General features: G+C 60.9%; 12 protein-coding genes and 2 pseudogenes. 8 read left to right on the top strand and 6 right to left on the bottom strand.

Annotation, left to right across the window (positions count from 1 at the left end; genetic code table 11):
* Window positions 1–888: 888 nt before the first annotated feature.
* From AC3WLT_RS19070 to AC3WLT_RS19080, 3 genes are read right to left on the bottom strand one after another with little or no spacing between them, the layout of a single operon-like run.
* Window positions 889–1,446: a hypothetical protein gene (locus tag AC3WLT_RS19070; RefSeq protein WP_492593247.1), complete on the bottom strand. Its 558-nt coding sequence runs from the start codon at window positions 1,444–1,446 to the stop codon at window positions 889–891.
* Window positions 1,346–3,592 (bottom strand): hypothetical protein, encoded by a 2,247-nt coding sequence (locus AC3WLT_RS19075; RefSeq protein ID WP_492593248.1) that lies wholly within the window; start codon window positions 3,590–3,592, stop codon window positions 1,346–1,348. Before AC3WLT_RS19075 ends, AC3WLT_RS19070 begins: the two co-directional genes overlap by 101 nt.
* Complete coding sequence (locus tag AC3WLT_RS19080; RefSeq protein ID WP_492593249.1) at window positions 3,582–4,970, bottom strand: tyrosine-type recombinase/integrase; 1,389 nt, start codon at window positions 4,968–4,970, stop codon at window positions 3,582–3,584. The genes AC3WLT_RS19075 and AC3WLT_RS19080 overlap by 11 nt, the downstream gene beginning before the upstream one ends.
* A 319-nt stretch (window positions 4,971–5,289) precedes the next feature.
* Between AC3WLT_RS19080 and AC3WLT_RS19085 the strand changes: the two genes are divergently transcribed.
* Window positions 5,290–5,556 carry a hypothetical protein gene (locus AC3WLT_RS19085; protein ID WP_492593250.1) on the top strand — a complete coding sequence of 89 codons (267 nt, stop codon included), beginning with the start codon at window positions 5,290–5,292 and terminating at the stop codon, window positions 5,554–5,556.
* A gap of 83 nt (window positions 5,557–5,639) precedes the next feature.
* Here AC3WLT_RS19085 and AC3WLT_RS19090 read toward each other — a convergent pair.
* Window positions 5,640–5,789, bottom strand: a pseudogene (locus AC3WLT_RS19090) (ATP-binding protein); the annotation flags it as partial.
* A 363-nt stretch (window positions 5,790–6,152) separates the two neighbouring features.
* Between AC3WLT_RS19090 and AC3WLT_RS19095 the strand changes: the two are divergent.
* On the top strand, window positions 6,153–6,398 hold the full coding sequence (locus tag AC3WLT_RS19095; RefSeq protein WP_492593251.1) for a hypothetical protein: 246 nt from the start codon (window positions 6,153–6,155) through the stop codon (window positions 6,396–6,398).
* A 129-nt stretch (window positions 6,399–6,527) separates the two neighbouring features.
* On the opposite strand, the gene AC3WLT_RS19100 is transcribed toward AC3WLT_RS19095, so the two are convergent.
* On the bottom strand, window positions 6,528–7,778 hold the full coding sequence (locus tag AC3WLT_RS19100; RefSeq protein ID WP_492593252.1) for an arsenic transporter: 1,251 nt from the start codon (window positions 7,776–7,778) through the stop codon (window positions 6,528–6,530).
* 341 nt (window positions 7,779–8,119) lie between these two features.
* On the opposite strand from AC3WLT_RS19100, the gene AC3WLT_RS19105 reads away from it, so the two are divergent.
* The 6 genes and pseudogenes from AC3WLT_RS19105 (at window position 8,120) to AC3WLT_RS19130 (ending at window position 11,540) form a co-directional block, all read left to right on the top strand.
* Entirely contained in the window at window positions 8,120–8,674 is a 555-nt protein-coding gene (locus AC3WLT_RS19105) for a cytochrome b (protein ID WP_492593253.1), read from the top strand.
* 85 nt (window positions 8,675–8,759) lie between these two features.
* Window positions 8,760–9,323 carry a YceI family protein gene (locus AC3WLT_RS19110; protein ID WP_492593254.1) on the top strand — a complete coding sequence of 188 codons (564 nt, stop codon included), beginning with the start codon at window positions 8,760–8,762 and terminating at the stop codon, window positions 9,321–9,323.
* Between the two features lie 133 nt (window positions 9,324–9,456).
* On the top strand, window positions 9,457–10,035 hold the full coding sequence (locus tag AC3WLT_RS19115) for a YceI family protein (RefSeq protein ID WP_492593255.1): 579 nt from the start codon (window positions 9,457–9,459) through the stop codon (window positions 10,033–10,035).
* 188 nt (window positions 10,036–10,223) lie between these two features.
* Window positions 10,224–10,610: pseudogene (locus AC3WLT_RS19120) on the top strand (DNA polymerase Y family protein); the annotation flags it as partial.
* Between the two features lie 49 nt (window positions 10,611–10,659).
* On the top strand, window positions 10,660–11,130 hold the full coding sequence (locus tag AC3WLT_RS19125) for a hypothetical protein (protein WP_492593256.1): 471 nt from the start codon (window positions 10,660–10,662) through the stop codon (window positions 11,128–11,130).
* Window positions 11,131–11,138: 8 nt separating this feature from the next.
* Window positions 11,139–11,540, top strand: coding sequence for a hypothetical protein (locus tag AC3WLT_RS19130; protein ID WP_492593257.1), 402 nt, complete (start codon window positions 11,139–11,141; stop codon window positions 11,538–11,540).
* A gap of 663 nt (window positions 11,541–12,203) precedes the next feature.
* Here AC3WLT_RS19130 and AC3WLT_RS19135 read toward each other — a convergent pair.
* A partial coding sequence (locus tag AC3WLT_RS19135; RefSeq protein ID WP_492593258.1) for a porin occupies window positions 12,204–12,712 on the bottom strand: 509 nt, incomplete at its 5' end.

Below are 12,712 nucleotides of genomic sequence, written 5' to 3' on the forward strand. Positions count from 1 at the left end.
AGTTGTAAATCCTTCGCGAAATACGCAATGCGAGGGCCGGGTGATAGTTGGAATGTGGTTACTGAAATTGGAGGTGTGTATGACCAACAGCAGCAGAGCATCGGAAGCAGCAACCCCCAACCTGGCAACGGAAGGAACTTCCGGAGTCAGCCAGAAGCGTCAAGTGAACTATGGAACGCCCGTTCGTCGGCCGCTTAGTTCCAATTCCGGCACGAGTACACGACGTCAGGTTACTGGAACCGTGACGCGAGTGCGTTAAGAAACTGTTGCATTTCGGAGGTAGGATCATGAGTCTCTGGCATATTAATATCGTTGGAAACGGCGTATTCGACGGGAACTTCACGTTTCCACCCGGAACGATAAACCGGCATAGCCACGTGTTGGCAAACATTTGCGAGGTGTCCGCGCCTCAGGGCGAACCGCTAGACTTTCCATTCCAAGGCGACGCAACCATGGAAATCCATAACATGGTTCCGAAGGACGATGGTACGTTGAGTGTGCGATTCGAAATCGACTTTGACTCACCATTGAACGCAAGAGTGCAGTTCTTCGTACAGGACTAATTCCGCGGATTTGCGCAAGCAGGGGCGTCACGTTATGGGCGATCGCAAAGTCGCCCATAGCAACGTCGAGCGATTGTCTCAAGGGTCCCGCATTTACCGCAGACCGCAAATGAGACCACCTCGTAATATCACCCGTCGGCAAGGTTAGCCGGCGAGCGACCGCTTTACTCCGGAACGTGTCGCTACGGGTGTGGTGTGGCGACCGGCCGCAATGGGTCGAATCCCGCCGTTCCCTATCGATCCTGTCAATACCGGCTATCCGCAGTGAACCGTAGAAGTTGTCGGCGTCTGCAAATTCGGTGCACGCAGGAGACCGGAGGGTGAGTCAGACACGGATTACCCGACGGGTACGTTGCCTGGCAAGGGTTCTCTCAACTTTATCCACAGCTTTATCCCGCGAAGCTGTGAGTAACTTCTGCGCCTGCAGCGCTTCCCATTCTTCCTCAAGGGCGCGCGCCTGCAGCTTCATCGAACAGTGGTAAAGGGCCGCGTATGCGCGTTCCGCGACCAGCAGACGGTCGACCAGCTCGGCTTTGGTCAGGCGGCCGAGACGCTGCCGTGCAGTACGCGGATCCCGGTCGAGTTTCGATGGCGGTGGCATCTCCGTGCAGGAAGATGCAGGCGGGTGTCGAGCCGGCCGGCGCGGCCGCCAGTCGCGGTGCTGCTCATACAGCTGACGCGCACCTGCATTGTTGAGCAGCGCGCTGTGACTGATGCCGTGTCCTTCCGGGTCGAACTCGCAGGATGCGGCCACGATCGTGGCGATGGTGACCGGCCGGTGCTTACGCTCCAGCGCGGCGACGGCGCGGCGGGCTAGATCGAGTGTGCGCGCGCGACGTTGCTGGTGAATTTGGATCAGCCACGGGCGTTGATTCGTTGGCATGGAGTTTCTCCTGCTGGGGGCGCCGGGCCTCGTCGATACGATATTGCTCGATCAGGTCCATCTCCCGCAGCTCGGTATCGGCTGCCGCGACAAGCTGCTGGAGCCGGTGCACATCGGGAAGTAGTCCCTCGCGGCGGTAGTAATCGATCTCGTGTTCTGCCCATTCGCGCCGGTGTTCGACCTGGGGGCGCTTTGCGGGATCCGGCACCTTGGCCGCGCAGCCGATGCAGGCGAACTGCACCTTGCAGAGACCGTGCGCGCCGCAGTGTCCGCCGACGACCTCGGCGAGAGTGCCGGTCCGGGTCGCGGCGTCGCGATAGAGCTGCTGGAGTTCGGCCGGTGAGCGCAGGACCGCCTCCCCGACATCGATAGTGCGGGCGATCGCGGCCAGATAACGATCGGCTGCGTCGGCGATCATCGTCGCCGTGGGCTGAGAATAGTACTGGGTGACCGGCACGCTCTTCTGATGCAGCCAGGCGCCGACAATGTCAACGGGGATCTTCTCTACCTGTACCGCATGCGTGGCGAAAGCGTGCCTCAGCAAGTGAGGGCGCAGTGACACGGTCCGACCCGAGGCCGTCCGGAGCACCATGCCGTGCAGGATGAAACGCACACAGGCGCTGATCGCGACCGCGGACAGATGCCGGTGTTCGAACTGGAACAGGTACGGTTCGGCGCCGAACCGGTGTGCGCGGCGATGTCCGGGAGCGAAGGGGATCACGGGTAACGGGCACCCTGCAGGGAGCGCGTAGTGTTCTGCGAGGATCTGCGCGACCCGGGCAACCAGCCGGATGGTTTCCGTGCCGACGAAGTAGTCATGGCGGACATTCCGGCGTTCGCCCTTCGGAATCAGACGGAACAGGTACCGGATGCGGGGCGCCGGGTCATTTGCAGTCGCCGGCGCGGGATGGACCAGCCGGACGAGGCAGTCCTGGCTCAGGCTCGTCTGCATGACCTCGTTCAGTCGCGCGCCGGTGGTCGTGAACAGGTCGAGCGCCATCACGCCGAAGGTCAATGCGTGAAAGACCTGCTCGACCGGCACCAGCAGGTGCCCCAGGCAGGCCTGCGCGCGGTTCAGGAAGACCTGCCACGAGGGCAGGAGGATACCCGGGTGATTGCAGATGAATGTCGCCGCGGTGTAGCCCCATGCCTTGCGCCAGGCGATGGCTTCAGCGTTGCGCACCCGGTCGGGGGCGTGGCGCAGCAGATCCGCAAACCACAGCGTGGCGCTGATATCGAGGTCGCGGCCACTGACCACCTCCTGGATACCGACCAGTTCAAGCAGCGTTGTATCGGGGGGCGGCAGGTCCGCATTGCCCGGCAACTGCAGCGTCGCGTGCCGCGCGAGCAATGCCCCAACATTCCAAAGCCGCAGGCGCAAGCACCATTGCCCGTCGACATATGAATATTCCATGGGGCTATCAGGTGCGTTCAGGCAATCGAACTGTCGTACCGCATTGTGGTAGGCGTCACGGAAACGGGTGAACCAGTTCCATCGCAGATGGGCCTCGCTGCGGATATCCGGATAGACCTGCATCAGCACATCGGTGTCTTCCTTGCGCCGCTGCTGGCGCGCCTGCACGATCGGCTCCAGATCGAGCCACTGTTTGTGCAGTGACCGGTTGGCGGGCGGAAGGAGCCACGGCTTGTAGCGTTCGCGCTGACGGACCGGAAGCCCCCGCAGCCATTGCAGCTCGGCGCTGGCAACCGACTGGTAGCGCTGGAAGAACGTGATGCGCGCCTCGCGTGAATTCTGGCCGACCGTGCCGGCAAGATACAGACGCATGTACTCGTCGAGATCGTCAAAGAATGCACCCATGTCCCTGAGCCGACCCTGTGGGTGGTGGCCACCAAAGATGAGCCGCAGCTTGCTGTGCAGGACGGAAATGGCACTGTAGATCGAGCTGTGTTCGTAGCGCTGCGCGGCCATCACCAGCGCGACCAGCACCAGATGGCCATACCAGGGCCTGCGATATGCATTGCGGTACAGATAGCGCACCACGCGCGCGGGTACCTGCGCAGCATCGGACGCTGCCTGCGCGTCACATTCGGTGTTGGGCGCATGCCGGATCGCGTCAGGCAGATCGGGCAGCGCCGCGATCCGGTCGATGCGCTCAGGCGTCTCTACGTAGGGATTATGTTTCACCGGACGCCCGTCCCAGCCGCTGCAGCAGCTCCCAGTCCGGGTTGGGCGGGACAACCATGACCGGTGTGGTCCCCGCTAACGGGGCAGGCGGTGGCACGCCGGCTGTCCGTCGCGCGTGGAGCGAGCGGTCGAGCTGCGCGTGCAGCCGCGCCTGCAGGTCGGCATGCTCCAGTTGCCGGAAGTGATGGTCGTAGCATTCAAGGGTCGCGCGGCCGCTGCTCCACTTCATGTAGGCGATCAGCGCGTCGATCGCGCGCTCCCGGTCCGTACCGGCCGGCAGCGTGTGATAGATCTCCCGCATGGCCTGCGTGACGTACCAGTGGCGCGCCTGATGGATGTTCGCGCTGATGCCTGCGTGACGACAGGCGGGGCGCCACGAGAGATCGCGGAATGTGCGTGCGCTCAGGGCCGTGCGCTGCGCGGTCAGGAGTAACGGCACGGTATGCCACGAAGCCGGATCGCTGCGACGCAGGTAATCCGCCAGACACCAGCCATGTTCATCGCGGGCGCGCCGGTCATGGTCGAAGTAGCGACGCAGCAGTCTGGCGGTGGTATCGCTGAAGCGCAGCGCCTTGACGCGCCGCTGGCCACTTCCCTTGCTGAAGGCACTGGCCTCGCAGCGCAGTCCGCGACTATGCCAGTCGCCGAGCGTCAAGCCGCAGATCTCGCTGATCCGGGCACCGGTTTCAAACAGCAGACGTGTGACCAGTTGCTCACGAAGATGCCAGCCGGCCTGCTGTCCGGCATCGAGCACCCTGCGTGGAAACAGTGGGTCGTCAATGATCTGCGGCAGCCACTGCTCCCTGACGATTACGAAGTACGCCGAGGTGTGACGCCCATTCGGCGCGCCCGTCGACGCTAGGACGCCGCTCGCCAGCGGCATGCGTGGAAACGTCTCAGGTGCTGCCCGCCGCGCGGCGCCGTCGTCGGTATCACTAAGCCGCGTGAGCGGATCAGAATGGGCATACAGCCCGGTCTCGATCGCAAAGCGGTAAAACGCGCGGGCTGCCGCGAGAAAGCTTCGTATCTGCGTCGCGTTGGCGACGGTCGCGTTCACCCCGACAAATCCGCCACGGTGCAAGCGCACCTGACAATGCAGCTCCTCGTTCAGAAACAGCATGCAGTGGGCGCGGGCGTGCTCAGGTGCGATATCCCATCGACGGCGTCCCGCGATGAGCCAGGAAAAGTAGCGGATCAGCGCGTGCGCATAGACCTTCACCGTAGGCGGCGCATAGCGTGCTTCGGCGAACCGGATGAACCAACTGAGCGGCCGGTGCGCACAGCCGTTCGCATCCATCACGAGTGTGCTGGCCGTGCCGTTCGTGGTCGTCGCGCGCATCAGGAACAGGCGTAGACGGTGCCGGGGATCGGAGTCCATCCTTCAACACTACTGGTTCCTATAAACCTTGAAATATAGAAGGTCACACGGCCAGATCAAGCAACTCGCGCTAACTACTCTGTGAGCAACACTGTGGATAAGGTGCTCGCCTGGCTCGCAAGTTGTTGAGGTTTAAGGGTTAGTGGTGTTTGACCCGTTCGTGGGTCCGGGCTTTGGACGTATGCCTGCAGCGTTGGACCTTGCCTGGTTTCTTTGCCTTACGCGGCGCTATGGCTGTGCGCCGCGTAAGGCAAAAAGCCCCGCTCCTAGCCTACAATTATCTCTGCAGCGAACACGACCTCAAGCACCGAGAACCATCATGTCTGCCGAACACGAAAAAAAACCCGCTGCCAGCACTGTGGAGAGTCCGCAAAAGCACAAGCGGTTGTCCATCGCGACACGCAATGTTTTGATGATCGCCGTCGGCTTGATCGTGTTCGTCATCGTCTCAACCGTCGTGCTGTATGACACGATCGCTTATGGCGACCCGGTTCCCAATTTCGGCATCATCCTTATGATGACCGTGCCCGTTATCGCAGGCGTGGCATTCCGGGTTGGGTTGGATGCGTGGCTGGACAAGGGTTGATCGAGTCCCGGTTTTACAGATCATGACAGGGGGTTCGTAGCCCGCTCCGAACGGTGGTCCGCTGTCCCTCCACCCTCCACCCTCTACCCCGCTCGCTCGATGAGCGGCAGCACGACCCACACCTCCAGCCCGCCCCCCTCGCGTGCATGAAACTGCACACTACCGCCGTGCAGCCGCGCAATCCGCTCGACGATCGCAAGTTCCAGGCCCGTGCCGCCGCTGTGTGCGCGCGCAGGGTTTCATGCGTTGCACTCCGTTCTTGATCGGCGCCTACCCTCACCCCACCCTGCCGAAGCAGCGCAGATTTTCAACGAGGTCCATGCAAAAAACGCCATCGGCATCCATTGGGGCCGCATCGAACCTGACGACACACCGTTCGATCAGGCCGCCAGCGAGACGGTGCCCGTGCCGGACGCACTTTCCGCGCACTCTCCGTTTCGCGCCATCGGTAGATGGGCGAGCCGATGGGCGGCGATACATCAGACGAATAGCGCCCCACTTTAAGCGGATTGTCAGCGCATCGTCAGCGCGGGGAGGAACGCGGCTTGCTGGACGTTTGGCGCGAGGCGCATCCGATCCACCTACCGGAACGTTAGATGAGCTATCAAGACATTGACAAAGAGATTGCCCATCTGGAACACGTGTTCCAGATGATTTCCACCAACGATCGCATTCCGCTTTCGTACTGGCGCAATCGCCTCAGCAAGTTTCCGAAGCCATGGCTGATGCCGACGCAGCGTGCGCGGCTCGAGCGGCTCGAAACGGCGCTGCGCGCGCTCGAACTGACCGCTGAAACAGCGGACACTGCACTCCCGCTGCGTTCGGCCGGCACGCGGCGGTAGCAAACGTCGTGAATGAGAAACGCGGAGCTACACGTGACGCGAGCGCCGCCGACGATGCCGGCGCGCGCCCGCAAGACGTCGGCGCCGCCTTGCGGCATCTGAACGACGACGAACAGGCCCGCGCGCCGGTCAACCGGTCAGAATCCGCGCAGCAAGCGCCAGCGCGAGGGCCGGCAGCATCACCACGACGCCGACTTTCAGGAACTTCATGAAGCTCACGTCCTCGCCCTCGCGGCGGATCGCGTTGAGCCAGAGGATTGTTGCAAGCGAGCCGGTGATCGACAGATTCGGGCCCAGATCGACGCCGATCAGCAGCGCATCGATCACCCGCTCGGGGCTGTGCGCCTGCATCAGCGTCGAGCTTGCGATCAAACCGGCCGGCAAGTTGTTCATCAGATTGCCGCCGATCGCGATGATGCCGCCGGCCGACGCCGCCGTCGCCAGTTCGCTGTGTTGCGTCGCGCGTTGCACGATACCTGCCAGCGTGGTGATGATGCCGGTGTGATCGAGCATTTCGACCAGCACGAACAACCCGGCCACTAGCGGCAGCACGCTCCACGAGATTTCCTTGATCATCGGCAGCGGCGACTTGCGCTCCTGAATCAGCACGACCGTGGCGGTCAGCGCGCCGAGTATCGCGGTGGGCAGGCCGAGCGGGATATCGTATGCGGAGACCGTCAGCAGGACGACGGCGGTAACCGCGATGCCCGCGAGCGCGACGCGTCCGCTCGACGACAACTCGAGCGGTTCGAGATTCGCCTCGCACTCGCCCGCGAGCGCCTCGCGCTGGGTCCAGCGCAACAGCGCGTAGGTGGCGGCGATCGACAACAGCGAAGGCAGCGTGAAGCGCATCAGCCACGGGCCGAGCGCGGGCGTGTGATTGCCGTACAACACCAGGTTGGCCGGATTCGAGATCGGCAGCACGAAGCTGGCGGCATTCGCGATGAACGCGCACACGAACAGCAGCGGCAGAGGATGCGTTTTCGCTCTCCTGGCGGCGGCGAACACCGCGGGCGTGAGGACCACTGCGGCGGCATCATTGGAGAGGAATGCGGTGATGACCACCCCTACCAGATAGACCAGCAGGAACAGCTTCTTGGGCGAACCTTTCGCGTGGTTGACGGCCAGCACGGCGACCCAGTCGAACAGGCCTTCGCGGCGGCCGACTTCGGACAGCACCATCATGCCGGTCAGAAACAGGTAGACGTCGGTGCCTTTTCCAACGGCCTGGATTGCCAGCTCGACCGGCAAAAGCCTGAGCGAGACCAGCAGTAGGGCGCCGGCTACGGCCCAGACGGCTTCAGGCCATTTGAAAGGCCGGGTGATGACGCCGGCCGTGGCGGCTGCGGCGATACCCCAGGACAGGACAATGGGACTCACTAACTGGATTCCAGGTGGGTTGATGCGTGGCGATGAAGGGTGAATGCCGCAGGATACCCGAAGTGGGGGGCGGCCTCGCGATGGCGTGGTGGTCCGTCAAAGCCGCACTACCGGCGCGCGCCGACGAAGCACCCGTGCCCGCATATAGCCGCGGTGAAGAAGCGCGGACCGATTGACTCCGGCCACATTAGCTTCACCACGACAACAATCTGTTCTCCCGCACCCGCCTATTCAGTTTTCACTGTCTTACCTACTATCCGCACTTGCACGCGGCACGCGCTACAGCGGCACGCGGCACACACGCAACACACACGCGGCACACACCAGGCGAGCATGAAAAAATGAATTCCCTTCCTTCGGATATCGACCGCTACAGCGGGCCGGCCATTGCCTTGCACTGGCTGATCGCACTGCTGATCGTATGCGGGTTCTATATCGGCTGGATCATGACCGATATCCCCGGCTTCACGCCGACCAAGCTGAAGTATTTCTCGTGGCACAAGTGGATCGGCGTCACGGTATTCGTGTTGGCCGTAGCGCGCGTACTGTGGCGCGCCACGCACCGCGCGCCGGCGCTGCAAGCCGCCACGCCCATGTGGCAGAAGGCTGCGGCCCATCTCGTGCACGGCGTGCTTTACCTGCTGATGCTGGCGATTCCGTTATCCGGCTACCTGTATAGCTCCGCCGCCGGCATTCAGGTCGTTTATCTCGGCATCGTGCCGCTGCCCACGCTCATCGGCCCGGATCAGGCGCTCAAGGCCACGCTGCGCACCGTTCACGTGCTGCTCAACTACACGCTGCTGGCGCTGGTCGCCATGCACGTGCTGGCGGCGCTCAAGCATCAATTCGTCGATCGCGACGGATTGCTCGCGCGCATGATTCCGCTCCTCAAGTAAGGAACGATTCGCTCCAGCATGTTGGCAATCAAATTCCCAGCGGTATTCAATTAACGCGCGCGGGTTCGATAGGATGCGTACCACTATGAAATCAAACCTCTCTCACTCGATTCTCGCCGGCGTTGCCGCCCTGTCCTTCCTCGGCGCGGGGCTCGCGCACGCCGATGTCGACGCGGGCAAAAGCAGCGTCGTCGCAACGACCAAACAGATGAACGTGCCGGTGGACGGCAAGTTCAAAAAGTTCTCGGCGCAGCTGAATTTCGATCCGGCCAGGCCCACCGCCGGCAGCGCCAACGTGTCGATCGATACCGGCAGCTACGACCTCGGCGCCGACGACTACAACAAGCAGGCGCAAGGCAAGGAATGGTTCGATAGCGCAACTTATCCGGCTGCGACGTTCGTGTCGAGCGCGATCGCGCCGGCCGGCGGCAATCAGTACAAGATCACCGGCAAGCTCACGATCAAGGGCAAATCGCAAACCGTCGTGGTGCCGGTCACGATCGCCAGCCAGGGCGCGACGCAGACCTTCGACGGCTCATTGCCGATCAAGCGCTCGCAGTTCGATGTCGGCACTGGCGAATGGAAAGACACGTCGGTCGTCGCCGACGAAGTCGTCATCAAATTTCACATCGTCGCTGCGAAGAAGTAACTGACGCGAACAGGCGACCTCGCACGCTTTCGCGCCTCTGTTGAGCCTTTTTTAGCGCCTCTTCTGGTGCCCCTTTTGTTGCTTTTTTTGCGCCTCTTTTTTGCGCTTTTTTTCGTATTACCTGGAGAAGAAATTGAAGAAACAACTTTTGCTCGCCGCCGGCGCGCTCGCCGCAGCCATGTCGTTCAACGCAATGGCCACCGACACGTACCAACTCGACCCGACGCACACGTACCCCAGCTTCGAAACCGACCACTTCGGCGGCCTGTCGATCTGGCGCGGCAAGTTCAGGAAGAGCAGCGGCACCGTCGTGCTGGATCGCGCGGCGAAGACCGGCACGGTCGACGTGACGATCGATATGAGCTCGATGGATATCGGTAACGACAAGCTGGACTCTGAACTGGTCACGGACAAGTTCTTCGACGCCGCGAAGTTCCCGACCGCGACCTACAAGGGCACGCAGATTCGCTTCGACGGCGACAAGCCGGTGGAAGTGATCGGCACGCTGACAATGCATGGCGTGACCAAGCCGGTCAACCTGAAGATCGAATCGTTCAAGTGCTTCGTGAACCCGATGCTCAAGCGCGAAGTGTGCGGCACGGAATCGACCGCGACGTTCAATCGCGACGACTTCGGCGTCGACTTCGGCAAGACCTACGGCTTCAAGATGCTGACCACGCTGAATATCCAGGCTGAAGGCATAAAGCAGTAACAGTGAGCAGCACGGTGCCTTGCCCAGGCGGAGCAAGGTACTATGATGGTTTGGCATCCGGCGCGCGGCGAAGCATTCCGAGCGCGTCCGGACGCCCGACGCAGCAAGCCGTACGCGCGGCCGCACCGGCGAGGCGCTGACGTCCCTGCCCCGCTGCTGTCGCTGCTGTCATTTTGTTTCCGCCATCCATGAGTTCTGCAAGCCGCCGCATCGCGCACCTGGACATGGACGCGTTCTACGCGTCGGTTGAGCTTTTGCGCTATCCGGAACTGCGCGGCAAGGCGGTGGTAATCGGCGGCGGCCGCAATAGCGCGCCGCAAACGCTGGAAGACGGCACTCGCCGCTTCGCGCGCCTACGCGATTACGCGGGTCGCGGCGTGGTCACCACGTCGACCTATGAAGCCCGCGCGCTCGGCGTGTTCTCGGCAATGGGCATGATGAAAGCCGCGGTGCTCGCGCCGGACGCAATTCTGCTGCCCACCGACTTCGATTCGTATCGCCACTACTCGCGTCTGTTCAAAACGACGGTCGCCACGTTTACCGACCGGATCGAAGACCGCGGCATCGACGAAATCGAATGATGATGCTACAGAATGGAAAGAAGACTCTCCTCTCCGATGGACCATGCGGGATTCGGCGCGCGAAGGCACCCCGCCAATCGACGCCATCGACTGCGACTTCAGCACGCTCACCTTCGGCTACGACGAAGGTTTCCTTCATGCGATGAAGGACATCATGATTTCTTTAAGGCATCGGGTGCAGTTGCCGACAATCCACGTCTATACCGGCGACATCGTCTCAGAAGAACGAAGGATCGACAGCACGGACCTTGAAACCAATCGCGTCGAAACTACTGGAATGTGCGGTCGTACCGTTGCGTGCGAATATGCTCCGATTGCTTGTTATGCCTGCCCTCGCTTTATCCCATGTTTCGACGCAGATCATTCGATCAACATGCAAATAGTGGAACGAGAAATCGAGGCATCAAGGGGCATGGGACTCTCGATGCAACATGATGTACAACGCTGGAAGACAATCCACAATCATATCCGACTGACGATACACTTGATTTTGCCCGCAAGATCGTCAGGCTAATAGAACGAATGCCAGACGCCAGCGTTCCAGTAACGTGGGACAACGTGGTACTGCACGTTAAACGACAGTTTGGAAAAGAACTACAACGCAACGTTTTGTCGCAAAAGGAGTGGAACGACCGAAAACTCATAGCCGAGGCCTATCAGGAAGCCAAGAGTGTCGAAAAACGCCTGCAGAAACAGGACGCACCGAAGTACGCAAATAGTCCTCGTTCCGTTTTACGAAAACGTATCGAGCAACTGGAGGCCAAGGTGTTCGCATTGCAGGAGGAACTTGAGAAGTCCCGTCTCAACCAACTTTCGGAGTTAGATCTTTTCAGGGCCACTCGGATGGATCTGCGGCAGTTGGTCGAAGCTGAACATGGAAGGGAAAGATATGATCGGTCGCCGGTTGATGCCGCAAGAAATTAGCGCTTGCGGTAGAAATGCCCGCCTGCTCTGTCACCGCGTGCGAATCCCGTACGTTGCGCGCTTTTGCAGCTCTCAGTGAGAATACCGTGTGGAATACTTATTAAGTGTATACAGAGATGGCGCGCAGGGCCCCGCACAGCGCTACCGGGCGGAAGACGGCGCCCGCGGCTTTCTGGAGGGGTCCTCAAGCGGGCGGTCCATCAGCTAATACTCTCCTCGACATTGCCAGATCGACCACATCGGCCCCGCTTTTACTTTGGCCGCGATAACGGGTGTTATCTCCGCTGCGCCTCCCACGTCTCCCTTACACCGAAGATGCTATGACGGCCGTTAAGGCCTCAGCGCCAGTGAGAGCTTCCAGTTCTTCTCGCCCAGTTCAAAAGCCATGTACAGGCGGCCACCTGCCGTCGTATTCTGCCCACGGAGGGCTGTGTCAGGCGCATCCATTTGCGTGCTCCTTCGGAGAAAACGAGTGTGCAAGTCCCGTTTTACTCCAGTCGGGCTTACTGCCGCTGCCCCTCCCACATAGCATCTAGCACACTTCACGGAACGACCTTCGCTACCACCAGCAATCCCCGCCTTGAGTAAATCACGCGAAATTCCTTACGCTGCCCGCGCAGTGCCTCAATAAAACAAGGCGGAACAACGCTTCCACTTGCCGTGTTAAAAGCGATGCCGAATGCCGGACATGACGACTAACTGCCGATTCGATGCTGAAGCCCCCGAGATCGACGTCGCTGCGATGTTCTGGTAGGTCCCATTTACTAATGTAGAGCCATCGCCGAGTGCAATTTGGTAGCTGCCGGAAACATAAAGGTCCGTTGCTTTGCTAAGTGAATACAATGCGCCTAAGGTGACTTGATGCCATCTCGTTTCGCGGACAGCTCCGTCGGTGTCGACCAAGTGTCCAGCCCGTACTTCAGTCAACACGTAATCCGCGAGCAATATCACATTGGGGCGTAGCAAATATCGTAAGCCCGCCTCGTAATTATTGAAATGACGGTATGCGCCGTCGTTGTAAACGAGGCGTACATTGCTGTAGGTCACCGACGCGATCGCCGGTCCGAATTGATAACTACTGCCAGCGCTGAAAATTTGCCTCTTTTGAATTTTGAGTGGGTAGGTTTGGCGGGTCAAGGACGGGCGTAAGCCCGGCGTAGCGAATCCTTGAG

Source organism: Paraburkholderia sp. FW306-2-2C-D06C, assembly GCF_058781505.1.